Below are 26134 nucleotides of genomic sequence, written 5' to 3' on the forward strand. Positions count from 1 at the left end.
AATGCCTGGGCACCAACCGCAACATCGTCGTTTGCCGATGGCCGCGGAACGGTTCTGGTCGGGGACGGAATTAGGATGGTACTCATGCCCTCCGATTCCGTCCCCGATCTTGCCTCCATCGAAGTTGCCCGCCTGCTGCTTGCCGCACTGCAGAGCCACGGCGTCCGCGACGTGGTGATCTGCCCAGGATCACGCAGCGCCCCGCTCGCCTACGCCCTGGCCGAGGCGGAAGCCGCCGGAACGATTCGCCTGCACGTGCGCATCGACGAACGCGGAGCGGGATTCACCGCGCTGGGGCTGAGCCTGGCAAGCGGTGCCCCGGTGCCGGTGGTGACCACCTCGGGAACCGCGGTGGGGGAGTTGCTGCCCTCTGTCATGGAAGCCAACCACGTCGGAGCCAGGCTGCTGGTTGTTTCGGCCGACCGCCCCACGGAACTGCACGGCACCGGCGCCAACCAGACCACCAACCAGGTCGACCTGTTCGGCGCCCACGTGCGCGGAAGCGTCACCATCCCGGCCGGAACAAACCCCGATTCCCTGGTTGCCGCCGCCCTGGCATCCGCGCGGGGATCGGCCGCGGTGGCGCCCGGCCCGGTCCAGATCAACGTGGCTTTCCGGGATCCGTTGGTTCCTGTTCCCGGGGACAAGTTGCCGGATTTCGGCGCCAACGTGACCCATCCACCTGTCGCGCTTGAACCGGGCGCTGACTTGGGATGGAGGAATCACACACCAGGTGCCGAACGCCGCACGGTGGTGGTTGCAGGTCACGGTGCGGGCTCCGAAGCCGAGGACTTCGCGCGGACTTTGGGCCTGCCGCTCTTTGCCGAGCCGAGTTCCAACGCACGATTCGGCCCCAACGCCATTGGCCCGTACCGTACGCTGCTGGCCAAGCACCTGGGGCGCATCGAACGGGTGGTGCTCTTTGGCCGACCGACCCTCAGCCGGCCGGTGGGCATGCTGCTGGGCAGCCCGGACATCGAGTCGGCTCTATGGTCGCCGGCCCCGGCCCCGTGGTTCGAACGGGGGCGCCGGCGCGAGAAAAACATCTCCGATCCGGCGGCCCTCGTGGAGTTCGCCGGGGTGGCTCCCGAAGGGTGGCTGGAGAAATGGCAGCGTCTGGGGCGGCAGGCCGGGGAAACCATCAAGGCCTCCATCGCCGCAAACGGGGTCCTGAACGGCCCCGTGGTCGCCCGCGAAGTCTGGGAGTTGTCCCGCGGGAACCTGGTTCTGGGATCCTCCAACGTCATCCGCGATGCGGACCTCTGCGGACGCCCAGCGGAAAAGGCCGCGGCCAGGGTATATGCGAACCGGGGCCTGGCCGGGATCGACGGAACCGTTGCCACAGCCACGGGCATCGCCCAGGCGCGTGGGGGCAGGAAGACCACACTTTTGGTCGGGGACGTGACGTTCCTGCATGACGTGGGAGGGCTGCTGATCGGTGAGGGGGAGCACGAACCCGAGATGGACGTGGTGATCCTCAACGATGCAGGGGGCGCCATCTTCTCCACCCTCGAACACGGTGCTGTCGAGGAATCCGGGCGCTATGCCAATGCCGTCGAACGGCTCTTTGCCACCCCGCACCGGGTGCGGATCCAGCCGCTGGCCGCGGCCTACGGGTGGGAATACCTGGCCGTGAACACCGTGGAAGAACTCAGAAGTGTGTTGCAGACTCCTGGAACCCGCCGTCTGATCGAGGTGGCGGTGCCGCGCAGGGGCCTGCGCGCCATGCATGCGGGGATCACTGCACAAATCAACGAACTGGGCTGGCCGGAAGCCCGCTAGGCCAAACCAGATCGAGCCGGCTTCCCGGTCCCGGCAACGAGGTCGGCGAGGGGGATACGGCTGCGCGTGACTACACATCGGGTTCCAGGACGGGCGTGAAGCATCTGGCTCCGGGTGGGCCCTGTCGCTGATGACCGGGCCGTGAAGCGGTATTCGGTCCAGGCTGGTGGTGTTAACGACCGAGGGGACGGCTCGCCATCCGTATGGATGCCTGCCGCCCCCTCGGGCAATCGTGCTGTGCCGGAACTACTCCGCGATCTCCACGTGGGTGGGGTCGAGGACGCGCTTGAGGAAGTCCTGGGTGCGCGGCTGCTGCGGGTTTCCGATGACGTCCTTGGCCAGGCCCTCCTCGACGACGACGCCGCCGTCCATGAAGACCACCCGGTCGGCGACCTCCTTGGCGAAGGCCATCTCGTGGGTCACCACCAGCATGGTCATTCCGGCCTTGGCCAGCGAACGCATGATGGAAAGGACCTCGCCCACGGTTTCCGGGTCAAGGGCCGAGGTCGGCTCGTCGAAGAGCATCAACGTCGGGTCCATGGAAAGCGCCCGGGCGATCGCCACGCGCTGTTGCTGGCCGCCGGAGAGCTCATCGGGGTAGCGAGCGCCAAAGTCGGCCAGACCCACGTGTGTGAGGTTCTTCTGCGCTACTTCCTTGGCCTGGGCCGCGGGACGCTTCAAGACCTTGGTCTGTGCAATGGTGCAGTTCTCCGTCACCGTCAGGTGGGGGAAGAGATTGAACTGCTGGAAGACCATGCCGACCTTTTGGCGCATCCTGTCGAGATCCACTTCGGGATCGGTGGCATCGAAACCGCCCACATGGATCTTGCCGGCGTTGGGCTGTTCGAGCAGATTGACGCAACGGAGAAGCGTCGACTTCCCGGACCCCGAGGGGCCGATCAGGCATACGACTTCTCCGGGTTTGACCTCGAGGTCGATGCCCTTGAGCACCTCGTTGGATCCGTAGGACTTGTGCAGTCCCGTAATGGAAACGCCCGATGCCTTGAAATCGGCAGTGGTGTTGGTATTTGCAGTCATGAGTGTATTCCCTATCGCTTCGTCCGCGCGGAACGGGATTCGAACTTTCGAGCGACGAGGCTCAAAGGAACGGTGATCACCAGGTAAAGGGCGCCGGCCACGAGCAATGGCGTGATGCCGGCCCCGAGGGAGGTGATGCCGTCACGGCCGATCTTGGTCATTTCGTACTGCGCCATGCTGGCACCGAGGATAAAGGCCAGCGACGAATCCTTGGTCAGCAGGATGACTTCGTTGGTCATCGGAGGGAGAACGATCTTGAATGCCTGGGGGATCACGATGGTGACCATGGCACGCCACGCGGGCATGCCCAAGGACCTGGCGGCCTCGACTTGTCCCTTGGGAACCGCCTGGAGCCCTGCTCGAAGGGTTTCGGCGATGTAGGCGGCGGATACCAGGCCGAGGGAAACCATCACGACCACCGGCTGCGGCCAGCTGGTGCCGGGGAACGCGGTCGGCACCCCGTATCCAAAGGTGATCAGGACCAGGATTGCAGGAATGCCGCGGAAGAACTCGATGAATCCGGTGGCGAACCAACGGTACGGTGCGAAGCTGGCCATCTTCATCAGTGCCAGGAGCAGGCCAAGTGCGAGGCCGAAGGCAAAGGAGATGACGGTGTAGTACAGGGTGTTCTTCAACCCGACAGTGATCAGCTCGGGGAAGATGGGGCCTAGTTTGTCGAACGCGAAGAAATTGTCCGCGAGGAGCTTCCCGTCGACCTGCAGCACCAGAGCCACAATGACGCCGACGAAAATGACGATCTGAATGATTTTGCTTAATCGGGCGCGTTGACGAGTAGTCATGGCCATGAGATTAAAGCCTTCCGTAAAAGGTGGCGAGGCCCTGGATCCGTTCTGGAGCCGGGGCCTCGCTCGAGTGCTTGTGTCAAACGCAGCTGGCGTTAGTTGGTGGCGCCGAACCAGGTTTCCTGGTACTTGGCGAGCGATCCGTCATCGGTCAGGCGCTTGAGGGTGGTGTTGACCTTTTCCAACATCACGGTTCCACCCTTCGGCACGGCAATGCCGAGCTGTTCACCGGTCTTGAAGTCTGCGACGCGCTTGAGCGACGGGTCATCCTTGATGGCGTATCCCAAGACCGACTGGTTTCCCAAGGTGGCAACGGTCGTGCCGGCCTTCAAGGATGCGATCTGGAGGCCGGAGTCCTCGTAGCCGATGGCGTCGAGGCCATTGTCCTTCGCGTACTTGGCCCCCGTGGTGGCCTGCTGCACGCCGACCTTTTTGCCCTTGGCGGATTCGATGTCGGTGATGCCGGAACCTTCCTTGGCCACCAGGGTCAGGTCGTCATCCATGTACGGGGTGGAGAAGTCCATGTTGCCCTTGCGTTCGGGGGTGATGGACAGCGAGGAAATCGCGATGTCGCACTGGGTCCGGAAGAGTCCGGACTCGATGGAGTCGAAGCTGGAATCGATCACGTTCAGCTCGAGGCTCAGGTCCTTGGCGATCTCCGCGGCGACGTCCATGTCGAAGCCCACGTTCTTGCCGTCCTTCACGAATTCGAAGGGCTCGTAGGGGATGTCCGAGCAAACGGTGAGTTTCCCGGCGCTGATGAGGGGCAGAGCGTTTGCGTCCGATGATGCAGCGGGGGTGTCGCTGCCGCCGCAAGCGGTGAGGGCAAGTGCGCCGACTGCCGCTACGGCAAGGGACTTGAGCACGGTTGATGAAATCCGCATTGGAGTGTGATCTTTCTCTAGGTGATCGCTCGCAGGGTTTGCGTTGGTGATCATTCTAACCGGAAGCGCCGACCCATGAGATGTGCCTCACAGGCTACATTCTTTTTCTGTAGGTAAACAAGTGCCGTTGTGCAATCGTTGTCTGGACGCGTGGCGGTGGCTAGAGGCCCAGGGCCTCGCGCATGGGGCGCATCTTGGCCCACGACTCGGCCAGCTCGGCGGCCGGGTCCGATGCGGCGACGATGCCGCAACCCGCGTAGAGCCTGATGGAGGTCGGTGATTCAATCACTCCACCACGCAGGGCGATCCCGAATTCGCCGTTCCCGCGTGTGTCGATCCAGCCCACGGGCCCGGCATACGGTCCGCGGTCCATGCCCTCGAGTTCACGCAGGATCAGGCCGGCTGCCTTGGTAGGGGTGCCGCACACGGCCGCGGTGGGATGGAAGACCTCCGCCAAATCAAGCATGCTCGGCACCGAACCGTCTGCCCGGGTCGCCAGGGTTGCCTTCACATCGGAGGCCAGGTGCCAGACGTTGGGCAGCTGCAGGACGAACGGCTCGTCCGGGGCGTCCATGCCGGATGACAGCGGGCCGAGTTGATCGGTCAGCGAGTCGATGGCCAGCTGGTGCTCGTGGCGCTGCTTTTCGTCCTCCAGGAGCATGCGGTGCGCGTAGTGCGCATCCCCGCGCGGGGCGGTGGCGCGATCCAGGGTGCCGGCCAGCACGCGGGCCTCGGCGATGTCGCCGCGAACCCGGACCAACATTTCCGGTGTCGCGCCAATGAGCCCGTCCACCGAGTAGGTCCAGCAATCGCCATAACGCAGCGCCAGCTGGCGCAGCACCTGGGCCACGGCGATCGGCGAGCCGAGTTCGGCAACTGCGTCGCGGGCCAGGACCAGCTTGGTCACGGCGCCGGACTCGATGACGGAGACTCCCTTGCGCACCGAATCCAGGTAGGACTCCTCGGAGATCTGCCCCGCCACGAGCCGGTCGATGCCCGAGCCCAACTCGTGTTCGGGGGAGTATTCCTCCAGCAGCGCCGCAAGCTCCGCCTCGGCCGCTTCCACGCTCAGCTCGGCCCCGGGATCGGCAACCGTGTAGGTGATCCAGCTGCAGGCGTCGTTGCGGCCCACGACGATCCTGGGAACGATCAGCCGGGAGACGTAGGAACTACTGAAGGAAAAGGAGAAGGCACCGTAGGCGATCAGCCCCGTGCCCGACTGGTTCACGTTGTCCTCGACGTCGGCGGCGGCCGCCACCGCATTCCACCACGCGCGTGCCTCGGCAAAGCGCTCGGCACCCGTGGATTCAAAGCGCGCGACCTGGCCAAAACCAACGGTTCCCTCGCCGCGGCGGGACCACACCAGGGAGTCGTCGCGGACGACGTAATCGAGCAGGCCGTGCTCGCTCATGGCCGGTCGCTGGATGGTGATCGAACGCAGGTGCGGGACGATGCCCGGGGCCTGGGCCCCCAAAGCGGCGGAAAGTTGGGAAGTCATGATCTGCCAAGCTTACCGCCGGAAAACAACCGCCATGAAAGCACCGTGGCGCCGCTCACCCGCGTTTGCGGGAACGGGACGTTTTCCCCTAGCCACGGAACTTTGCAACAATGAAATGGTGAGCCGTGCATCGCTGGAAAAGCGCCCCGAAGAAGTCCAAGCCATGTTTGATGATGTTGCCCCGCGTTATGACGTGATGAACGACATCCTTTCCATGGGCCAGACCCGCCGATGGCGAAAGATCGTCGTCGACGCGGTGGGTGCCAAGCGCGGCCAGCGGGTCCTGGACCTGGCCGCCGGAACCGGAACCTCGTCGGAGCCGTACGCGGATGCCGGCATCGGCGTCGTCGCGTGCGATTTCTCCCAGGGCATGCTCAAGGTCGGCAAGCGCCGCCGCCCCGACATCGACTTCGTCGCCGGGGACGCCACCAACCTCCCCTTTGCGGACAACAGCTTCGACGCCTCCACGATCAGCTTCGGCCTGCGCAACGTCAACGAGCCGAAGAAGGCGCTGGCGGAGATGCTGCGCGTGACCAAGCCGGGCGGGACCCTGGTCATTGCCGAGTTCTCCCACCCGACCTTCGCGCCGTTCCGCACCGTGTACACCGAGTACCTGATGCGCGCGCTTCCTCCGGTGGCCAAGAAGGTCTCCTCGAACCCCACGGCCTACGTCTACCTGGCCGAATCCATTCGTGCCTGGCCCGCCCAGGACGGGTTGGCCTCGTGGATCGAGGATGCGGGGTGGGAATCATGCCGCTACCGCAACCTTTCCGGCGGCATCGTGGCCGTGCACCGGGCCACCAAGCCCCTGGCCTAGACCCGCGATGCGGGCCGCCGCCCGGCGTCCGACCTGCCAGGAACCCGGCACATAGGATGGCCGGGCAATGAATGGCGATAGAGTGATCCATGTACTAGAGCAGCTGGTGCCAACCGACCAGCACCCAGATTCGGCCACGTGCCGCGGCTGGAGCCGACCGTCGAGAGATAGTAAGTCTTAGAACAGTGACCGATTCCCAGACAAACTGGACAGCTGCCGGACACGGCGTGCACGACTCCTTTGATTTGAACCCCGAGACCGGCGTGCTGGCCGCGGCCGTCAACCTTCCCGGCGGCTTTGGGCTGATTGCCCAGGACCCCGAGTTCGGGCCCGCCATCGCCACCGGGCTGGCCAAGGTCGAAAAGCTGTTGCGCGACGCCATCGCCAACTCCGACCCGCTCATCGATGCCACCAGCCGCCACCTGGTCGAGGCCGGAGGCAAGCGCATCCGGCCCCTGCTGGTGATCCTCACATCCTTGCTGGGAGAGGGCGTGACCGAGGACGTCATCAAGGCCGCGGCCATCGTGGAACTGACCCACCTGGCCACGCTCTACCACGACGACGTCATGGACTCCGCGCCGCTGCGCCGCGGCGCACCCACGGCCCACGAGGTCTGGGGCAACTCGGTCGCGATCCTCACCGGCGACCTGATCTTCGCCCGCGCCTCGGTGCTCGGCGCCGAGCTCGGCCCGGAGGCAGTGTCCATGCAGGCGCGCACCTTCGAGCGCCTGTGCCTGGGCCAGCTGCACGAGTCCGTGGGGCCGCGCGAGGGCGATGACCCGATCGAGCACCACCTGAACGTGATTGCCGACAAGACCGCATCCCTGCTGGCCACCTCCGGCGCCTTCGGCGCGCTCTTCGGCGGGGTGGAGCAGTACGTCGAGGTGCTGCGCTCCTACGGCGAGAAGGTCGGCGTGGCCTTCCAGGTGGCGGACGACGTCATCGACGTCACCGGCGCGCAGATCCGCTCCGGCAAGACGCCCGGCACAGACCTGCGCGAGGGTGTGCCGACGCTGCCGATCCTGCTCATGCGCGATGCCGCCGCAGCCGGCGACACGGATGCGGCCGCGGTGCTGGAGCTGGTTGACGGCGACCTCACCGAGGACGCGGCCCTGGCCCGTGCGGTGGAAGCCGTCGCCGGCAACCCCGCCACGACCCAGGCCTGGGACGTCGCCCGGAACTGGGCGGATGCCGCCATCGAAGCCCTGGCCCCGTTGCCGGAGGGCACCGTCAAGGAATCATTGGCCGCGTTTGCCGACGCCGTGGTGACGCGCGAACTCTAGGCCAAGCGCACCGGAAGACTAGAAACGGAACCGATCGGGATTCTCTCCCCAGAGGTTCCCCTCGCCAAGGGCCGCCCGCAACTGGGCGGCCTTTTGCGCGCGCTCGGCGACCGGGACGCGGTGGCGCAGGTGTCCGTAGAGGTTGTCGTCCGGGAAGCGCGGGAAGACGTGCTGGTGGTAATGCCACACGTGTTGGTTCCCGGCCGGCTCGTTGTGCTGCCGGGTGCTGGTCCCCTCGGGGTCCCACGCCAGCTTCATGGCCAGGGCGATGCGCCTGGTTTCAAACATGACCTGCGCGGCGACCTCGTCGGGCAGGTCGTAGAGGGCCTCGTGGTGGTCCGCCGGGATGACCATGGCATGGCCCCCGTAGGGGCCGAAGCCGTCGCACGCCATGATGACGGCGACCTCCCGGGTGCGGTAGATCAGGTCACTGGGCACGCAGAGGTTGCCCGGGGAGAGCTCGCCGCCGGCGAGCAGCTCGCAAAACGGGCAGAGATAGCCCTCCGGTGCGTGCGATTTCCACAACGCGCCCATGAATCGAGCGTTAATTGTTCAGTTCGGGGGAGAGTTCGTCGAAGACCCACGAGAACATGTCCAGGACGTATTCGCTGAAGGTGCCCTCTTCGCTCTTCCAGATGCCGCGGGCATTCTGGCGGCGGTACACGATCGGGTCCGGGACCTCGAGCTGGTCCACGCGGATGCCCCACACGTACTTTTCCTCTTCGTCCTCCAGGAACAAGAGGTATCCGTCCTCGATCTCCAGCTCGTCGGGATCGAAGAAGTAGTGGTAGGCCTCCATCAGGTCCTCGCAACCGCCCAGGGCCAGGTAGAACTCGCGCAGCACCAGCGGAATGGGGGAGGAGACCTCGGAGAGGGCGTCGTCGAGTTCGGACTCGGTCAGCCCGTCTTCGACCTGCCACTCGTCCTCGAGGTACAACGGAACGAGCGAACGGAACTTCTCAAGGAACATTTCAGCCATGTCATCCATCATATCGGGCAGGGCGCTAGTGCAAGTCCATGGCCGTGAGCGCGAGCCACAATTGCACCCGGTCCGCCGTGGTCGTCGGGTCGTAGCCGGAGAGCTCGCTGATCTGTTGCAGCCGGTAGCGGACGGTATTGCGGTGCAATCCCAGGGCATCGGCCACGGCACCGACGCTTCCGTCGAGTTCCAGGTAGCTGCGCAATGTGCCCAACAACTCGGCCGAGTGCTTCCTGTCGAAGGCCTGCAACGGCTCCAGGGCCTCCTGCGCGAGGGCGTGCAGCGGCACGTCGCGGGCCGCGAGCAGCAGCGAGGTCAGCGAGAGCTTGGAGGGGGTGTTCAGCCGTTCGCCGTGGCGCAACGCCTCGATGGCCTCGAAGAAGCTCCAGCGCAGGCCGTTGGGTTGGGTGTAGCCGCCGCCAAAACCGACGCGTGCCCCGATTCCGGCTCCCTGCAGGTAGCGGTCGATCCCGTCGGCCAGCCCGGCGCCGTCGTGCAGCGCCACGACCAGCGCGAGCCGGTCATCGACGATGGCCGAGACGGCGTGCTCGAAGTGCGGCGGGATGGGCAGGGTGCGCAGCGCCTTCTCCTGGCCCTGCGCGGCCGCCACCAGCACCACCGAGTGCGGCTGGCTGGGGACGACCCCGATGCCCTGGAGCCGGGCGTCGGCCTCGGAACCCGTGAGCGTTCCGGCCAGGAGGTCCGAGAACGCTTGTCCCGCGACCAGCCGCGTGGATTCGCGCAGTCGCGACTGGTTGGCCAGTTCCAGCCCGATCAGGCCCTGGGCGTAGTCGACGAGGCCGTCGTGTCCGTAGGGTTCGGCCAGGTAGAGGGTGCACTTGTCCCGTAGGCCCGTGGCGATGGGCACCTCGTGCCACGAATCCTCGCCCAGTTCCGGCCCGTGGATCCGGGCGGCAAACTGGGTCAGCGCCACCGCGGTCCCCAGCATCCGGGAGAGCTCGCGCAGCATGGCCCGCAGGCCGCCGGTGAGCAGCGTGGAGGCCAGTTGCTGGTGGCCCTTGAGCAGCTGTTCGAGCCGCTGCAGGTGATCGGCGTTCAGTGCATCGGCAATGAGCTTGGTGATGGCCATGAACGGGGTTTCGTAGGGAACCTCGAAGACCGGGAGGCCCAGCTCGGTGGCCTTGCGGATGACGGCGGCGGGCACGGAGCGGTGGCTCAGGCCGGTCCCGTATCCCAGGGCCAGTACGCCGGCGGCATGAACCGTCTGGACGAACGCCTCCTGGTTGGCAATCGTGGTCTGCCGCAGGCCGGTGGTGAGCACGATTGCCCCCGTGGTGAGGAAGGGGGAGGGGTCGCGCAACTCGGTGACGGCTGCCCATTCGATGGGGGTGTGCCCCACGCCGGAAAAGTCGGTGAGGGCCTTGAGCCCCAGGGTGTGGGACTCAAGAAGTTTCAGCAGGGTGATGGCCATGCACCAATACTATGAAAGATTTTGTGCATTCGTACGACGAGTTGCACCGGAAACGCGCAATTCCGCTCGTGATGTCCTATAGCAGGGATCACATGTGGGTTAACGTAGGTGCATGACCACAGCATCTTCGAGCGGGACGCCCCTGGCGGCACCTGCCGGCAGGGAGACCTTCTCCTCGCGCAAACTCTTCATCCTCTCCGCCATCGGCTCCGCCGTCGGCCTGGGGAACATCTGGCGATTCCCGTACATCGCGTACGAAAACGGCGGCGGTGCATTCCTTGTCCCGTACCTCGTGGCACTGCTCAGCGCGGGCATCCCGCTGCTCTTCCTCGACTACGCGATCGGTCACAAGTTCCGCGGCTCCGCGCCGCTGGCCTACCGGCGCCTGCACCGCAGCGCGGAGGTCCTGGGCTGGTGGCAGGTGCTTGTCTGCTTCATCATCGCCATCTACTACGCGGTCATCATCGCCTGGTCCGCCATGTACACCTGGTTCTCCGTGACCAAGGCCTGGGGCGCTGACCCCGGCGCGTTCTTCACCGGCGACTTCCTCCAGGTCTCCGAGTCCGTCAACGTCGGCTTCAACTTCGTGCCGGGCGTTTTCTGGCCACTGATGATCACCTGGGTTGTCGTCATCGGCATCATGGTCGCCGGAGTGAACAAGGGCATTTCGCGGGCCAACGCGGTGTTCCTGCCGCTGCTGGTGGTCATGTTCATCATTCTGGTCGTCCAGTCGGTGTTCCTTCCCGGTGCGGTCGACGGGCTGAACGCGTTCTTCACCCCGAACTGGGAAGCCCTGGGAGACCCCGGCGTGTGGGCCGCGGCCTACGGCCACATCTTCTTCTCGCTCTCGGTGGCCTTCGGCATCATGGTGACGTATTCCTCCTACCTCAAGCGCAAGACCGACCTGACCGGCTCGGGCATGGTCGTCGGTTTCGCCAACTCCGGTTTCGAGATCCTCGCCGGCATCGGCGTCTTCGCAGCCCTGGGCTTCATGGCGCACAATGCGGGCACGGCGGTGGGAGACGTAGCGGTGCCGGGCATCGGCCTGGCCTTCATCGCCTTCCCGACGATCGTTTCCGCGGCGCCTGCGGGTGCGCTGATGGGCGTGCTGTTCTTCGGCTCCCTGGTCTTCGCCGGGGTCACCTCGCTGATCTCCATCCTCGAGGTCATCGTCGCCGCGGTGCAGGACAAGTTGGGCTGGTCCCGCGTGAAGGCCTCGCTGGCGGTGAGCATCCCGGTGGCGTTCATCTCGCTGTTGCTCTTCCCGACGGCCACGGGCCTGTACCTGCTGGACACCTTCGACGCCTTCGTCAACAGCTTCGGCATCCTCGCCGGTGCACTGGTCGCGGTGATCATCATCGCCTGGTTCCTGCGCAAGCTGCCGATGCTTTCGGACCACCTCAACAAGGTGTCCTCGGTGCGCATGCGCACGACCTGGATCGCCCTGGTCTCCGTCGTCGCCCCGCTGGTGCTGGGCTACATCCTGTACAACGAGTTCGCAACCAAGATCACCGAGACCTATGAGGACTACCCGGTGTGGTTCGTCGGCGTGTTCGGCTGGGGCATGGCCGGTGCCCTGGTCGTCGGCGCACTGCTGCTCACGCTGATCCCGTGGAGCGCCAAGTCCAAATTGAACGACCCCGAATACGCGGCCATGGTGGCCGCAGATGAAGCGGAGGAAACACGATGACACCCATCGCAATCGTCATGATGGTCATTGCCATGGTGACCGTCTGGGGCGGCCTGGGCCTCGCACTGGTCAACCTGGTCCGACACCCCGAGGACGAGGGGCACCTGCCCGAGACCATCGCCCCGGAGCTCTAGGGCCTCCGGCGTGTAGGCACACGTCAACCAACTGATCGGTCCGTTGCGGCTGCAGGTGATTCCTGCCGCCGCAACGGACCGATCGCGCTTAAGGAAATGGGCCAAGGCTCCCTGTGCACTTGCACTGGAATCCGGGATTCGGACTGTGCCAAATTCACTGGCGGGCGTTGTGGCGCGCGGCATAGGCTACTGGGTAGTAGAGACCACCAAGACACCGGGTTCCATGGTGCCCCCGGTGCCGGGACCGCAAAGGACCGGGCACCGGGAGCCAGGTCCGGGAAAGGACTGAACCTTCATGGACATCACCTATCGCATCGAGCAAAAGCGGCACATTTCCGGCGCTTTCCCCGGCCCCAAGTCGGTGGAGCTCGCGGCCCGCCGCAGCAACGCCGTCGCCCTGGGCGTGGCATCGGCCATGCCCGTCTACGTGGCGGACGCCGACGGCGGGATCATCGTGGACGTCGACGGCAACGCGATCATCGACCTGGGTTCGGGCATCGCGGTGACGTCCGTCGGCGCCTCCAATGAGAAGGTCGCGGCCGCCGTTGCTGCCCAGGCAGCCCGCTTCACCCACACCTGCTTCATGGTCACCCCGTACGAGGGCTACGTCGAGCTGGCCGAGAAGCTTGCGGAAATCAGCCCGGGCACCCACGCCAAGAAGGCAGTCTTCTTCAACTCCGGTTCCGAGGCCGTGGAGAACGCCATCAAGGTGGCCCGCGTGGCCACCGGCCGCACCGCGGTGGTCGCCTTCGACCACGCCTACCACGGCCGCACCAACCTGACCATGGGCCTGACCGCCAAGGCAGCCCCGTACAAGCGCGGCTTCGGTCCGCTGGCATCGGAAATCTACCGCATGCCGATGAGCTACCCGTTCCGCGAGGAAAACCCGGACATCTCCGGCAAGGAAGCCGCCGAGCGCGCCATCCTGGCCATGGAGAAGCAGATCGGCGGCGACCAGATCGCCGCCATCATCATCGAGCCGATCCAGGGCGAGGGCGGCTTCATCGTCCCGGCCGCCGGCTTCCTGCCGCGCCTGGCCGAGTGGGCCAAGGAGCAGGGCATCGTCTTTGTGGCCGACGAGGTGCAGGCGGGCTTCTGCCGCGCCGGCGCCTGGTTCGCCTCGGACATCGAGGGCATCGTCCCGGACATCATCACCGTGGCCAAGGGCATTGCCGGCGGCATGCCGCTGTCGGGAATCGTGGGCCGCGCCGACCTGCTGGACTCGGTCCACCCGGGCGGGCTGGGCGGCACCTACGGCGGCAACCCGGTTGCCGTGGCCGCGGCGCTGGAGACCATCAAGTTCATGGAAGAGCAGGACCTGGCTTCCCGCGCCCGCGAGATCGAGGAACAGTTCTTCACCCGCATGCGCAAGCTCCAGTCCGAGGTCGCGGTCATCGGCGACGTCCGCGGACGCGGCGCCATGGTGGCCATCGAGCTGGTCAAGGCCGGCGGCACCGAGCCGGATGCGGAGATCACCAAGAAGATTGCCGCAGATTGCCTGGCCGAGGGCGTGCTGATCCTCACCTGCGGAACCTACGGCAACGTCATCCGCCTGCTTCCCCCGCTGGTCATCGGTGACGAGCTGCTGGCCGAGGCGTTCGAGGTGCTCGAAAAGGCCATCCGCGCCAACGTCTAGCCCATGTGCTAGCGCAAGACCGGGAAAGGAGCCGGTCGGTTGTCCAGGGCTTTGGACAACCGACCGGCTCCTTTCTTCGTGCCCGGGCCCGGCGGGCGCCAAGCGAGGCGGCTCGGAAACGGACGGGCACCCGGCGCGCCTTGCGACGTCGACGCTCCCGGGAATGGACTCCTTATGCCACCTTGACGGGCACGACGCGACGGGGCAGGCGTGCCATGTCGATGCACAGCAGGATCACCGCGACCCAGACCAGCGAAAAGCCGATGAGGCGCTCCGGCGGCATGGGTTCCTTGAAGACCACCAGTGCCACGATGAACTGCAGGATGGGGGCCACGAACTGCAGGGTGCCGATGGTGGTCAGCGGCAGGCGGCGCGCGGCGGCCCCAAAGAGCAGCAGGGGAACGGCGGTGATGACCCCGCTGGAGGCCATCAGCCAAAAGTGCGCAGGTCCGGCGGACAGCACCGTGTCGGTGTTCGTGGCAACCAGCCACGCCATGAATCCGAGCGCCGGGACGGCCAGGATCGCGGTCTCCATGCTCAACGAGGTCAGCGCGGTGGCGGTGCGGCCCACCCGGTTCTTCACGAAGCCGTAGAGGCCGAAGGAGAACGCCAGCACCAGCGCCACCCAGGGGACGTTGCCGTAGGCGAATGACAGCGTCGTGACGGCGGCGAGGCCGAACCCGATGGCCACCCACTGCATGCGGCGCAGCCTTTCCTTCAGGAAGAGCACGCCCAGGGCGATCGACACCAGGGGGTTGATGAAGTACCCCAGCGCGGCTTCCGCCGCGTGCCCGTTGAGCACCGCGTAGGTGTAGGTCAGCCAGTTCACCGCAATGAGGACGGAGGCCACGGTCAGGCGGGCCATGGCCCGGCGGTCGCGGCCCAGCGTGATGAACCGGCGCCAGTTCCTGGTCACCAGCAGCAGGACCGCGCAGAAGACCAGCGAAAAGACGATGCGGCCCGCGACGATTTCCACGGGGGAGGCGATGGCAATGGTGAGGAAGTACAGCGGAAGTATTCCCCACAGGCCGTAGGCGCCCAGGCCCTGGAGCAGTCCGGCGTTGCGTTCGTTTGCGGGGGCGCTCGAAGCCGCGGTGGCCGTCGTGGCCGGGGAGGGCGTGGGGGTCATGGTCTCTTCAACCGGGATTGCATGGTTTCCATTCCGGGTGCGCGTGCACGCTGGTCGGGGTTCGGTGCGCAGCCTGCGCACCGAACCGAGCCTATCGCGGGCCCGAACGCCCCGGATGACGGGCCCGTCGGGCCTTGCAGCCCGGAGGCCTGTTTCGTGCGGATCCGGCCCCGGGGAGCGTGAGCATGCCCACACCGGTTCACGTTTAGCGGCCGGGGCCAATTAGACTAGCGTGGCGTGCGCTATTTGCGCGCCCGAATGATCATTCTCCGGAAGGAACCCCTCGTGTCCGATTCAGCAGTTCGCCCGCTCCGTGTCGCCATTATCGGGGCAGGTCCGGCTGGCGTCTATGCTGCCGACATTCTCACCAAGGCGGAGCGCGAGTTCGAGGTCAGCATCGACCTGCTCGATGCCTACCCCGCTCCCTACGGGCTGATCCGCTACGGCGTGGCCCCGGACCACCCGCGCATCAAGGGCATCGTCAACGCCCTGCACAAGGTGCTGGACCGCGGCGACATCCGCTTCCTGGGCAACGTGACCTACGGGCGCGACCTGACGCTGCACGACATCCGCGACATGTACGACGCGGTCATCTTCGCCACCGGCGCCATCAAGGACGCCCGCATGGACATCCCGGGCATCGACCTCGAGGGGTCCTTCGGGGCCGCCGACTTCGTCTCCTGGTACGACGGACAGCCCGACGTACCGCGGACCTGGCCGCTTCAGGCCAAGGAAATCGCCGTGCTGGGCAACGGCAACGTGGCCCTGGACGTGGCCCGCGTGCTGTCCAAGCACGCCGAGGACCTGCTGGTCACCGAGATCCCGGACAACGTCTTTGAGTGCCTGAAGGATTCGCCGGTCACCGACGTGCACATCTTCGGCCGCCGCGGCCCGGCCCAGGTGAAGTTCACCCCGCTGGAACTTCGCGAACTGAGCCACAGCCGCGACGTGGACATCGTGCTCTACCCCGAGGACTTCGAGTTCGACGAGGCCTCCGACGCGCTGATCAAGTCCAACAACCAGGTCAAGACCATGGTCAACACGCTGACCAACTGGATCGTCGAGGAGCAGGACACCGGTGCCTCGCGCCGCCTGCACCTGCACTTCCTGCACAACCCGGTCGAGGTGCTGGGCGAGGACGGCAAGGTGGCCGGCATCAAATTCGAGCGCCAGGAGCTTGACGGCACCGGCAACGTCAAGGGCACCGGCGAGTTCGTCGACTACCCGGTCCAGGCCGTCTACCGCGCCATCGGCTACCTCGGTTCCGAGCTGGCCGAGATCGAATTCGACGAGAAGCGCGGTGTCATCCCCAACGAGGGCGGACGGGTGCTGGACGCCGACGGCACCCATGTCCCGGGGCTCTACGCCACGGGCTGGATCAAGCGCGGACCCGTGGGCCTGATCGGGCACACCAAGGGCGACGCCTTGGAAACGATCGGGAACCTGCTCGAGGACCGCCTGTCGCTGCCGGTTGCCGGCAACCCCGACGAGGATGCGATCATCAAGCTGCTCGAGTCCCGCGGCATCGAATACACGACCTGGGACGGCTGGAAGAAGCTGGACGCGCACGAGATTTCCCTCGGTGCCGAGGCCTCGCCGGCGCCCACCTCCAACGGCCCGGTCGACCGTGCCCGCGTCAAGGTCGTGGAGCGCGAGGAAATGGTTCGGATCTCGCGCGGCTAAGCTGTAGGTGGGCAGGGGCCCGTATTTTTCGAAGTAGCGGAAAATGCGGGTCCCTGTCTCTTCTTAACGGCAAAGCGGCCCGGCCTCCTGGCAAGGAGGCCGGGCCGCTGTCGCGGGTGGCTGGAAGCCGGGGGCTGCTTAGGCCTTGCCGGCCATTTCAGCGGCGCCATCGGTTGAGCCGGCAACGCCGGCCGCGTAGCCCTCGCGCAGGATCGCACCGAGGTTCGCGTCGACGTTCGTCCAGTACTGGAAGAAGCCTTCGCGGATCGACTCGATGGTGATGCCCTGGCACTGGCCCAGCAGGGTCGCGTGGAAGCGTTCCTTGGCCTCGGCGTCGTAGACCTCGCGGTACAGGGTGCCTGCCTGGCCGAAGTCGTCGTCCTCGGAGCGCAGGGTCTGCGCGGAGCGAACCATTTCGCCGTCGGTTTCCCAGCCGCCCTCGCCGGCGCGTTCCGGCTGTGCCGCCGGGCCGCCGAAGGAGTTCGGGGTGTAGACGCGGGCGTCTGCGTCGTTGAAGTGGTACTGCATGGAGCCCTCATGCATGTAGTTGTTGACCGCGGCCGCGTGCGGCTGGTTGACCGGCAACTGGTTGTAGTTGGTGCCGATGCGGTTGCGCTGTGCATCCGGGTAGGAGAACACGCGCGCCATCAGCATCTTGTCGGGGCTGATGTCGATGCCCGGAACCAGGTTGGACGGGGAGAACGCTGCCTGCTCGATCTCGGCGAAGAAGTTGCGCGGGTTGCGGTTCAGCGTGAAGTGGCCGACCGGGATCAACGGGTAGTCCGCGTGCGGCCAGACCTTGGTCATGTCGAACGGGTTGAAGCGGTAGGTCTTGCCCTCTTCGTACGGCATGATCTGCACGGAAACATCCCAGGTCGGGAAATTGCCGGCCTCGATGTTGTCGAACAGGTCGCGGCGGTAGAAGTCCGCGTCGGAGCCGGCAAGCTTCTCTGCCTCTTCGTTGGACATGTTGTGCACGCCCTGGCGGGAGTGGAAGTGGTACTGCACCCAGAAGCGCTCGCCCTCGGCGTTGATCCACTGGTAGGTGTGCGAGCCGTAGCCGTTCATTTCGCGCCAGGAAGTCGGCAGGCCGCGGTCGCCCATCAGGTAGGTCACCTGGTGTGCGGACTCGGGGGAGTGCGTCCAGAAGTCCCACTGCATGTCGGCGTCGCGCAGGCCCGAGGCGCCCAGGCGCTTCTGCGAGTGGATGAAGTCCGGGAACTTGATCCCGTCGCGGATGAAGAACACCGGGGTGTTGTTGCCCACGACGTCGTAGTTGCCCTCGGTGGTGTAGAAGCGAAGCGCGAAGCCACGCACGTCGCGCCAGGTGTCCGGGGAGCCCTGCTCGCCGGCGACCGAGGAGAAGCGCAGCAGCGTCTCGGAGGTGGCGCCCGGCTGGAAGACCGCCGCACGGGTGTACTTCGATACGTCTTCGGTGACGGTGAATTCACCGAAGGCTCCGCCGCCCTTGGCGTGCGGGTTGCGCTCCGGCACGCGCTCGCGGTTGAAGGCGGCCAGCTTCTCGACGAGGTAGCGGTCGTGGAGGGCGGTGATGCCGTCCGGGCCGGAAGTCAGCGAGTGTGCGTCGCTGGCAACGGGGGCGCCGCTCTGGGTGGTGGTGAAGTTCTCGCTCAAGAGATTCTCCTTCTTCATGTGGGTTGGCAACTCTTCTGCAGGGTTCCCCGGCGGGCGGCTAGGCCGCACCGGTTTTCCTGCAGTCTTCACAGACGCCCTGGTAAAGGACATCGGCAATCTTGATTTCCATGCCGTGGCTGTTGGACGGGGTCAGGCAGGGGGCGTGGCCCACCGCGCATTCGACGTCTTCGATCCGGCCGCAGCTGGTGCAAATGGCGTGATGGTGGTTGTCGTTGACGCGGGTCTCGTAGAGGGCCGCGGAGTGCGGGGGAGTGAACCGCCGCAACATGCCTTGTTCCGTCAGATCATTAAGCACGTTGTAGACGGACTGGATGGAAACATCGGGCAACGCGCGGTGGACCGCGGCGACAACTCTTTCCGCCGAGGAGTGCGGGTGGCTCTGAAGGGCGTCGAGCACGGCGAGGCGGCCGCGGGTGACCCGCAGTCCGAGCTCGCGCATCTGTGCCGAATAGTCCATGTGACCCATTCCATCGGCTTATTTTGAATATGTCAAGATAAGGCGCGCCGTGTCCCGCTGCATGTCGCTAGACTCGATCCGTGGCCCGACTCCTTGCTGACCTGACACCTTTGCGCGAAAGCCCCGCCTTCAAGAGGCTGTGGATCGGTAACGCACTTTCGGCGGTCGGCGGACAACTCACCCTCGTGGCGGTCAGCCTCGAGGTCTACGCGCTGACGGGTTCCAGCCTCTACGTCGGCCTGCTGGGCGCCTTCGCGCTGGTGCCGCTGGTGCTGACTGGCCTGTATGGCGGCGCCATCGCCGATGCCCACGACCGCCGCAAGGTCGCGCTGGCCTCGGCGCTCATCCTCTGGGCGGCCACCGCGGCCATTGCGGCCCAGGCCTGGCTCGGCGTGGACAACGTCTGGGTGCTCTACGGACTGGTGGCCATCCACTCCGCGGCCGGAGGCATCAACCAGCCCACCCGCGGGGCCATCATCCCGGCGATCGTCGGTCTCAAGGCGCTGCCGGCGGCGAACTCCCTGAACATGGTCACCTTCGGCATCGCCCAGATGATCGGCCCTTTGCTCGGCGGGCTGCTGGTCGCCCAGATCGGCTTCGGCTGGACCTACACCATCGACGTGTTGACCTACGGCGCCGCCGTGTGGTCCGTCTACCAGCTGCCCGCGCTGCCGCCGGAGGGAACACCGGCCAAGGCCGGGCTGCGTTCGGTCATCGAGGGATTCAGGTTCCTGGGCACCCAGCCCAATGTGCGGATGACCTTCCTGATCGACATCGCGGCCATGGTCCTGGCCGCGCCCCGGGCGCTGCTTCCTGCCATTGGCGCCGTGCTGATAGGCGGCGGCGAGCTGACCATGGGCGTGCTCCTGGCCGCGACCGCCCTGGGCGCCTTCCTGGCGGGCCTGTTCTCCGGGCCCGTGGGGCGGATCCACCGCCAGGGCGTGGCGGTGTTTGCCTGCGTCTGCGCGTGGGGAGCGAGCGTGGGGCTCTTCGGGGTGGTCGTCATCCTGGCCGCCCGCAGTCCGGTCCCGCCCGACGGCTCGGCCGGTGCCTGGATCTGGCCCGCCGCGGCATGCATGGGGTTGGCAGGGGTCGCCGACGCCGTGTCCTCGGTGTTCCGCACCACCATCCTGCAGACCGCCACCCCGGACCACCTGCGCGGGCGCCTGCAAGGGGTCTTCATCGTGGTCGTTGCCGGCGGGCCGCGGCTGGGGGAAATGCTCTCCGGTTCCGTGGCCGGTGGCATCGGCGAGGGCTGGACGCTGCTTTTCGGCGGCATCGCGTGCATCGTGGCCGCCGCAGCATTGATGCGCTGGGAACCCGGCTTCCTGCGCTATGACGCGCGGCGTCCGCGGCCCTGAGTCCGTGCTTCCGGCGGGAACAAAGCACGCTCTCAGGCACGTTAACTAGACTGGACCCAAGCATCGGCCCGACGTGGCCGTTTTCGTACCTCGAGGAGAGAACCACAGTGCACAATCACAACAACGGCCTGAAGACGGCGGGGTTGCTTGGCGGCATGTTCGCGCTGCTGCTGGCCCTTGGTGCCCTGCTGGCCTCGGGAACCGGAAGCAGCTCCTTCATCTGGATCTTCGCCCTCATCGGCGTGGCCACCACCGCCTACGGCTACTGGAATTCCGACAAGCTGGCGATCCGCTCCATGCAGGCCTACCCTGTCACGGAGGCCGAGCAGCCGGCCATGCACCGGATCGTGCGCGAGCTCTCCATTGCCGCCCAGCAGCCCATGCCGCGGCTCTACGTTTCCCCGACCAACGCGCCCAACGCCTTCGCCACCGGACGCAACCCGGAAAACGCCGCGGTGTGCTGCACCGAGGGCATCTTGCAGCTGCTGAACGAACGCGAATTGCGCGGGGTGCTGGGGCACGAGCTGATGCACGTGTACAACCGCGACATCCTCACCTCCTCGGTGGCGGCGGCCGTCGCCGGCGTCATCACCTCCGTGGCCCAGATGATGCTCTTCTTCGGCGGCGGGGACCGCCGAAACGCCAACCCGATTGCCCTGATCGCCATGTCGTTGCTGGCGCCGCTGGCCTCCACCGTCATCCAGATGGCCATCAGCCGCACCCGCGAGTACGACGCGGACGAGGACGGGGCGAAGCTGACCAACGACCCGCTGGCCCTTGCCTCGGCCCTGCGCAAGCTCGAGGGCGGCGTGCAGCGGGCGCCGCTGCCGGCCGATGACCAGCGCCTGGTGAACACCTCGCACCTGATGATTGCCAACCCCTTCGCCGGCGCCCGGAAGCTCTTTGCCACCCACCCGCCGATGGACGACCGCGTTGCCCGGCTGGAAAAGATGGCTGGCCAGTCCCTGGGGTACTGACCACACACCAGGTGCAACCACGGCACCCCAAGCGGTCCCGGGCAATGGCCCGGGGCCGTTTTTCATGCCCGGGATGTCCCTGCCGCCAACGACGATCTGCCCTCCGGTCCGCATTGCCTGGCACCAATGCCTCCGGGAAGCTTTATTTCCGTGCAGTTCGCACCCACAATGGAGCCAAGGGGGCATCACCTCGCCAACGGTCACGGCCTGAAACCAGGAACGCTCGTTCTCCATGACAAGGAATTCCATGAAACCCGTTCGCTCGCTTCGGCTCACGGCGGTCCTTGCCCTGGCCGTCCTGCCAATCGCCGGCTGTGCCGGCGCTGCCCCCGAGGCCGAGGTGGACGAGGCCGTCCAGGTCACCAGCACCGCAGACGCCTGCACGCTCTCCACGGCCACGGCACCCGGCGGAACCGTCACGTTCAGGGTGAAGAACGAGGGCAACCAGGTCACCGAGTTCTACCTGCTGGCCGAGGACGGGCTTCGAGTCATTGGCGAGGTGGAAAACATCGGCCCCGGGCTGACGCGCGACCTGATCGTGGTGGCGCCGGAGGGCAAATACGTCACCGCCTGCAAGCCGGGGATGGTGGGCGACGGCATCCGCGCCGCCATGGTCCTCACCGCCGCGCCGGAGGGGCAGACTGTCAGCACCGACAGGGCGGAGAAGCAAAGGCAGGCCGTCACGCTCTACGCCGCCTACGTCAAGGACCAGGCCGAGCAGCTGGTGGCCGGCACCCATGATTTTGCCAAGGCATTCACCGACGGCGACGTGGCCGCAGCCAAGGAACTTTACCCCGCGGTGCGCATGCACTGGGAGCGCATCGAGCCGGTCGCTGAATCCTTCGGCGACCTCGACCCGATCCTGGACGCCCGCGAGGCGGACTTGGAGCCGGGGGAGGACTGGACCGGTTGGCACCGAGCGGAGAAGGACCTGTGGCCGCCGGCCTCCGGATACAAGGCCATGGGCGACGCCGAACGATCCGCGCTCGCCACCAAGATGGTCGCCGACACTCAGGAGCTCTACGACCGCACCCGCGAGCTGACCTACACCCCTGACAAGCTCGCCAACGGGGCCAAGGAATTGCTCGACGAGGTTGCCACCGGGAAGGTCACCGGCGAGGAGGAAATCTGGTCGCACACCGATCTTTGGGATTTCCAGGCCAACGTCGATGGTGCCCGCATCGCCTACGAGGACCTTAAGCCGTTGCTCGCCGATTCCGACGCGGAACTCGACAGCTCGTTGCAGCAGAACTTTGACGCCCTGCAAAAGCTCCTTGACCAGCACAAGAAGGGCGAGGGATTCGTGTACTACGACCAGCTGAGCCAGGAGCAGGTACAGGAACTGAGCGCCGGGGTCGACGCGCTGGCAGAACCCCTTTCCAAGCTGACCGCTGCCGTGGTGAAGTAGGGATCATGCTTGGGAGGAACAAGGTCGCCGGGGGAGCCTCCGGCGAATACGGGGACACTGTCACTGGGGCCTCCAAGGCCGCACCCAGCAGGCGTTCCCTGCTTGTCGCGGCGGGGGCCGGCGGTCTCGGGATCGCCGCCGGTGCCCTGGCGCAGGCCAAACTGGCCGGGGCGCAGGCCGCCGCCGATCCCGTTGCCGACATCGTCGAATTCCACGGTTCCCACCAATCCGGAATCGCCACCCCGGCGCAGGATCGGATGCACATTGCCGCCTTCGACGTCACCACTGAAAGCAGGCAAGAGCTCGTTGCCCTTCTGGGTGACTGGACGGATGCCATCGGACACCTGATGCGCGGTGTGGATGTGGGGGAGTTCGGGGCCACCGGGGGAAGCTATGACGCTCCGCCGGAGGACACCGGCGAGGCACTGGGCCTTTCGGCCAGCAACCTGAGCATCACCGTCGGATTCGGCCGAAGCCTCTTTGAGGACGCAAATGGCCCCCGCTTTGGGTTAGGCGGCAAGATCCCGGCGGCCCTGATTGCGTTGCCCCATTTTCCCGGGGACGCGCTGGAGGAGGCCCGCAGCGGTGGAGACCTCGTGGTCCAGGCCTGCGCGGATGACCCGCAGGTTGCTGTCCACGCGGTGCGGAACCTGGCACGCATTGCCTTTGGCCGTGCCCGGGTGCGCTGGTCCCAGATCGGCTTTGGCCGCACTTCCTCGACGTCCACCGCCCAGGCGACCCCGCGAAACCTGTTCGGGTTCAAGGATGGCACGGCAAACCTGAAGGCGGAGGAACAAAAGGCCCTGGACGAACACGTTTGGGTCAGCGGCGCCACCGGCCGGGAAGCATGGATGAACGGCGGAACCTACCTGGTGGCCCGACGTATCCGCATGCATATCGAAACCTGGGACCGAACCTCCTTGCGCGAGCAGGAGAACATCTTCGGCCGCACCAAGCGAGATGGCGCTCCGCTGTCCGGAGGCACCGAATTCTCCGAACCGGACTTTGCCATGGCGGGCCGCGGTGGTCCGGTCATGCCGGTTGACTCGCACGTGGCGCTGGCCCACCCGTCGGCCAACAAAGGCACGCAGATGTTGCGACGCGGATTCAACTACACCGACGGGTCCGACGGACTGGGCCGCCTGGACGCGGGGCTGTTCTTCATTGCCTTCGTGGTGGACCCGCGCACGCACTACGTGCCGATGCAAAACGCCATGGCGAAGAAGGACGCGCTCGTCGAGTACTTGAGGCACACGGGCTCCGGACTGTTTGCCGTCCCGCCGGGGGTGCAGGAGGGTCAGTACCTTGGGCAGACCCTGTTCGGCTGACTGCGGGGAATCCGGCAGGTGTGCCCGCCATGAATGCAACGGGAGGCCGTCACCAGTGCTGGTGAAGGCCTCCCGTTGTCTGCGGCCGAGCCGCGCCGTCGTGGTGTCCGCTTAGCGGAAGTTCACGAACTGCAGGTCCGCATCCTCAAAGCCGCGCAGCAGGGCCATGGTGGCCTGCAGGTCGTCGCGGGACTTGGAGGAAACGCGCAGCTCGTCACCCTGGATGGTGGACTTTACGCCCTTGGGCGCCTCGTCGCGGATCAGCTTGTTGATCTTCTTCGCTACGTCCTGGGCAATGCCCTCCACGATGGATGCCTCGATGCGGTATTCCTTGCCGGAGGCGAAGGGCTCTCCCGCGTCCAGCGACTTGAGCGAGATGTTGCGCTTCACCAACTTCGACTGGAACACGTCGAGAACGGCCTTGACGCGCTCCTCGGAGTTCGCCTTCATCAGGATCTTCTCGCCGCTGAAGTCGATCTCGGCGCCAATGCCCTTGAAATCGTAGCGCTGGACAATTTCCTTCTGCGCCTGGTTCAGCGCATTGGACACTTCCTGGCTGTCTACCTTGCTGACAACATCAAAAGTTGAATCGCTCGCCATGTGAGCCTCCTTGGGTAGTGATTGTGCTTTGCCTACAAGAGTACCGGGGCGTCCCAAAAGCCCGAGAACCCGGCAGCTGACGCGCCGACGAACCCTCGATTTGTACTCTTGGGAAAAAGTCATGTAGAGTTTCTACTCGTTCCGAAGGGAACAATTCGGCAGATTACCCGAGCGGCCAAAGGGGGCTGACTGTAAATCAGCTGGCAACGCCTTCACTGGTTCGAATCCAGTATCTGCCACCGAATGAACGAAGCCCGTGTTCAAATCCAAGAGATTTGAACACGGGCTTTTTTCATGCCCGGACCACCTTGGCGCAGGTGGGGCCGTTGTTTGGGGTTGGGTGGCGGGACTTCCAGTCGGGATGCGACCCACTCGACATCCCATCGTGCAATTCCCGCCGCCCAAGTTCAGGCGGCCATCTTTTCGCTCATCGGGACCACGTAAATGTCCCAGAGCAACATGATTGAATCCCGTGGGGCCGACAGCACTGCGTGATAGTGCGCCCACTGCCATTCGGTCGCACCGTTGTCGTCCAAAGGACGGGGAGGGCACGAGCCGGGCGTGAGCCACCGCTTGCCGTTCCAGATGGCCTGCAGCGGTCCCACGGCCGTGGCCGCGGCCGTGGTGTCTTCCAACGGGACGGGAAAAGAAACCCGTTCCTGGATCCGCATCGCGGGGGCAACCGCAAAGGGCGTGGATTCAACGATGGCCAAATCCATGGGCAGCGCGTCGACGTAGCGCTCCGCCAGCAGCATTCCTTCGGAGAGGGCCTTGCGCCCGGTTTCCCCGGTTGTAATCAGCAACAAGGTGCAGCGTGTCATTTCCGTGTTGGCATCCGACCCGCATCCGTCTCGACGCGGTCCGGGTCGGGATGCATCCTTCCTGTTGTCCGTGGAGCCCGGCGTACGCATGGGGTACGCGGGGCCTGGCTGGCGAACCGGAGGGGAACACAAGTCCCGCGCTTCGCCCGGTGCTTTGGTGGATGGCCGCCTCCTTGGTCGGTTGTGGCATTTCCTTGAGCATACGGACGCGCTCGCACCGGTGGGCGCTGCCCGTGAAAGTTGTGGATAACTTGTCACGTGTGGTGGTTCCAGGGGCATGGAACCGGCGCGGGGACTCCAACGGCCGGGTGCCGACTGCGGCGAGTCCGGCTTCACGCGGTACCGTTGGTACATGGCTACTATCAATATCACCGAGTCTGAGTTCACGACGACGCTGGAAGAAAATGACATTGTCTTCGTGGATTTCTGGGCGGCGTGGTGCGGACCCTGCCGCCAGTTTGCCCCGGTCTATGACGACATTTCAGAGAAATACCCCGACGTGAAGTTTGCCAAGGTGGACACCGAGGCCGAACAGGGGCTGGCGCGCGCAGCAAACATCACTTCCATCCCCACGCTGATGGCCTTCCGCGACAAGGTGCTGGTCTTCTCGCAGCCCGGCGCAATGAACGCTTCGCAGCTCGACGACCTCGTCGTGGCCGTCAAGGGCATCGACATGCAGCATGTCCATGCGCAGATCGCCGAGCAGGAAGCCCAGGCCCAGTAGCTTTTGACCCGGCG

24 protein-coding genes and 1 tRNA gene are annotated in these 26134 nt (G+C 65.7%); 13 read left to right on the forward strand and 12 right to left on the reverse strand.

Annotated features, from left to right (window positions below):
- The first annotated feature begins 84 nt into the window (after positions 1-84).
- Positions 85-1782 carry a 2-succinyl-5-enolpyruvyl-6-hydroxy-3-cyclohexene-1-carboxylic-acid synthase gene (gene menD, locus ACIPVK_RS04260; protein ID WP_407610739.1) on the forward strand — a complete coding sequence of 566 codons (1698 nt, stop codon included), beginning with the start codon at positions 85-87 and terminating at the stop codon, positions 1780-1782.
- A gap of 246 nt (positions 1783-2028) precedes the next feature.
- Here the strand turns inward: menD and ACIPVK_RS04265 are convergent, their stop codons facing one another.
- The 4 genes from ACIPVK_RS04265 to ACIPVK_RS04280 all read right to left on the reverse strand — a co-directional run bounded on the left by ACIPVK_RS04265 (position 2029) and on the right by ACIPVK_RS04280 (position 6005).
- Positions 2029-2820, reverse strand: a complete 792-nt coding sequence (locus ACIPVK_RS04265) for an amino acid ABC transporter ATP-binding protein (protein ID WP_407610740.1) — start codon at positions 2818-2820, stop codon at positions 2029-2031.
- Between the two features lie 11 nt (positions 2821-2831).
- Complete coding sequence (locus tag ACIPVK_RS04270) at positions 2832-3626, reverse strand: amino acid ABC transporter permease (RefSeq protein WP_407610741.1); 795 nt, start codon at positions 3624-3626, stop codon at positions 2832-2834.
- Positions 3627-3718: 92 nt separating this feature from the next.
- Positions 3719-4507: an ABC transporter substrate-binding protein gene (locus ACIPVK_RS04275; RefSeq protein WP_407610742.1), complete on the reverse strand. Its 789-nt coding sequence runs from the start codon at positions 4505-4507 to the stop codon at positions 3719-3721.
- A 160-nt stretch (positions 4508-4667) separates the two neighbouring features.
- Positions 4668-6005 (reverse strand): isochorismate synthase MenF, encoded by a 1338-nt coding sequence (locus ACIPVK_RS04280; RefSeq protein WP_407610743.1) that lies wholly within the window; start codon positions 6003-6005, stop codon positions 4668-4670.
- Positions 6006-6123: 118 nt separating this feature from the next.
- Between ACIPVK_RS04280 and ACIPVK_RS04285 the strand changes: the two genes are divergently transcribed.
- Both ACIPVK_RS04285 and ACIPVK_RS04290 read left to right on the forward strand, forming a co-directional pair.
- Positions 6124-6822 carry a demethylmenaquinone methyltransferase gene (locus ACIPVK_RS04285; protein WP_407610822.1) on the forward strand — a complete coding sequence of 233 codons (699 nt, stop codon included), beginning with the start codon at positions 6124-6126 and terminating at the stop codon, positions 6820-6822.
- 185 nt (positions 6823-7007) lie between these two features.
- Positions 7008-8105 (forward strand): polyprenyl synthetase family protein, encoded by a 1098-nt coding sequence (locus ACIPVK_RS04290; RefSeq protein ID WP_407610744.1) that lies wholly within the window; start codon positions 7008-7010, stop codon positions 8103-8105.
- 18 nt (positions 8106-8123) lie between these two features.
- On the opposite strand, the gene ACIPVK_RS04295 is transcribed toward ACIPVK_RS04290, so the two are convergent.
- From ACIPVK_RS04295 to ACIPVK_RS04305, 3 genes are read right to left on the reverse strand one after another with little or no spacing between them, the layout of a single operon-like run.
- A complete protein-coding gene (locus tag ACIPVK_RS04295; RefSeq protein ID WP_407610745.1) occupies positions 8124-8639 on the reverse strand; it encodes an HIT family protein in 516 nt (171 codons plus the stop codon).
- Positions 8640-8649: 10 nt separating this feature from the next.
- Positions 8650-9084, reverse strand: a complete 435-nt coding sequence (locus tag ACIPVK_RS04300) for a hypothetical protein (protein ID WP_407610746.1) — start codon at positions 9082-9084, stop codon at positions 8650-8652.
- A 25-nt stretch (positions 9085-9109) separates the two neighbouring features.
- Positions 9110-10516 carry a PucR family transcriptional regulator gene (locus tag ACIPVK_RS04305; protein ID WP_407610747.1) on the reverse strand — a complete coding sequence of 469 codons (1407 nt, stop codon included), beginning with the start codon at positions 10514-10516 and terminating at the stop codon, positions 9110-9112.
- 112 nt (positions 10517-10628) lie between these two features.
- On the opposite strand from ACIPVK_RS04305, the gene ACIPVK_RS04310 reads away from it, so the two are divergent.
- From ACIPVK_RS04310 to gabT, 3 genes are all read left to right on the forward strand, one after another.
- Positions 10629-12206, forward strand: a complete 1578-nt coding sequence (locus ACIPVK_RS04310) for a sodium-dependent transporter (protein ID WP_407610748.1) — start codon at positions 10629-10631, stop codon at positions 12204-12206.
- Positions 12203-12340: a methionine/alanine import family NSS transporter small subunit gene (locus ACIPVK_RS04315; RefSeq protein WP_407610749.1), complete on the forward strand. Its 138-nt coding sequence runs from the start codon at positions 12203-12205 to the stop codon at positions 12338-12340. Before ACIPVK_RS04310 ends, ACIPVK_RS04315 begins: the two co-directional genes overlap by 4 nt.
- Before the next feature lie 295 nt (positions 12341-12635).
- Positions 12636-13976 (forward strand): 4-aminobutyrate--2-oxoglutarate transaminase, encoded by a 1341-nt coding sequence (gene gabT / locus ACIPVK_RS04320; protein WP_407610750.1) that lies wholly within the window; start codon positions 12636-12638, stop codon positions 13974-13976.
- Positions 13977-14148: 172 nt separating this feature from the next.
- Here the strand turns inward: gabT and rarD are convergent, their stop codons facing one another.
- Positions 14149-15105 carry an EamA family transporter RarD gene (gene rarD / locus ACIPVK_RS04325; RefSeq protein WP_407610751.1) on the reverse strand — a complete coding sequence of 319 codons (957 nt, stop codon included), beginning with the start codon at positions 15103-15105 and terminating at the stop codon, positions 14149-14151.
- Positions 15106-15363: 258 nt separating this feature from the next.
- Here rarD and ACIPVK_RS04330 point away from each other — a divergent pair, with 258 nt between their 5' ends.
- On the forward strand, positions 15364-16788 hold the full coding sequence (locus ACIPVK_RS04330; RefSeq protein ID WP_407610752.1) for an FAD-dependent oxidoreductase: 1425 nt from the start codon (positions 15364-15366) through the stop codon (positions 16786-16788).
- A gap of 138 nt (positions 16789-16926) precedes the next feature.
- Here ACIPVK_RS04330 and ACIPVK_RS04335 read toward each other — a convergent pair whose 3' ends face one another.
- Complete coding sequence (locus tag ACIPVK_RS04335; protein WP_407610753.1) at positions 16927-18441, reverse strand: catalase; 1515 nt, start codon at positions 18439-18441, stop codon at positions 16927-16929.
- Between the two features lie 40 nt (positions 18442-18481).
- A complete protein-coding gene (locus tag ACIPVK_RS04340) occupies positions 18482-18910 on the reverse strand; it encodes a Fur family transcriptional regulator (RefSeq protein WP_407610754.1) in 429 nt (142 codons plus the stop codon).
- A 71-nt stretch (positions 18911-18981) separates the two neighbouring features.
- Between ACIPVK_RS04340 and ACIPVK_RS04345 the strand changes: the two genes are divergently transcribed.
- From ACIPVK_RS04345 to efeB, 4 genes are all read left to right on the forward strand, one after another.
- On the forward strand, positions 18982-20262 hold the full coding sequence (locus ACIPVK_RS04345; RefSeq protein ID WP_407610755.1) for an MFS transporter: 1281 nt from the start codon (positions 18982-18984) through the stop codon (positions 20260-20262).
- Positions 20263-20369: 107 nt separating this feature from the next.
- On the forward strand, positions 20370-21239 hold the full coding sequence (gene htpX / locus ACIPVK_RS04350; protein ID WP_407610756.1) for a zinc metalloprotease HtpX: 870 nt from the start codon (positions 20370-20372) through the stop codon (positions 21237-21239).
- Between the two features lie 247 nt (positions 21240-21486).
- Positions 21487-22647 (forward strand): iron uptake system protein EfeO, encoded by a 1161-nt coding sequence (efeO, locus tag ACIPVK_RS04355; protein ID WP_407610757.1) that lies wholly within the window; start codon positions 21487-21489, stop codon positions 22645-22647.
- A 5-nt stretch (positions 22648-22652) separates the two neighbouring features.
- Positions 22653-23975 carry an iron uptake transporter deferrochelatase/peroxidase subunit gene (efeB, locus tag ACIPVK_RS04360; protein WP_407610758.1) on the forward strand — a complete coding sequence of 441 codons (1323 nt, stop codon included), beginning with the start codon at positions 22653-22655 and terminating at the stop codon, positions 23973-23975.
- A gap of 111 nt (positions 23976-24086) precedes the next feature.
- On the opposite strand, the gene ACIPVK_RS04365 is transcribed toward efeB, so the two are convergent.
- Entirely contained in the window at positions 24087-24575 is a 489-nt protein-coding gene (locus tag ACIPVK_RS04365) for a YajQ family cyclic di-GMP-binding protein (protein WP_407610759.1), read from the reverse strand.
- A gap of 157 nt (positions 24576-24732) precedes the next feature.
- On the opposite strand from ACIPVK_RS04365, the gene ACIPVK_RS04370 reads away from it, so the two are divergent.
- Positions 24733-24814, forward strand: a tRNA-Tyr gene (locus ACIPVK_RS04370).
- 168 nt (positions 24815-24982) lie between these two features.
- Here the strand turns inward: ACIPVK_RS04370 and ACIPVK_RS04375 are convergent.
- Positions 24983-25381 (reverse strand): hypothetical protein, encoded by a 399-nt coding sequence (locus tag ACIPVK_RS04375; RefSeq protein WP_407610760.1) that lies wholly within the window; start codon positions 25379-25381, stop codon positions 24983-24985.
- Between the two features lie 367 nt (positions 25382-25748).
- Here ACIPVK_RS04375 and trxA point away from each other — a divergent pair, with 367 nt between their 5' ends.
- Positions 25749-26120 (forward strand): thioredoxin, encoded by a 372-nt coding sequence (trxA, locus tag ACIPVK_RS04380; RefSeq protein WP_407610761.1) that lies wholly within the window; start codon positions 25749-25751, stop codon positions 26118-26120.
- Positions 26121-26134: the final 14 nt, after the last annotated feature.

The sequence above is a fragment of the Paeniglutamicibacter sp. MACA_103 genome, assembly GCF_045798555.1.
Taxonomy (GTDB): Bacteria; Actinomycetota; Actinomycetes; order Actinomycetales; family Micrococcaceae; genus Paeniglutamicibacter.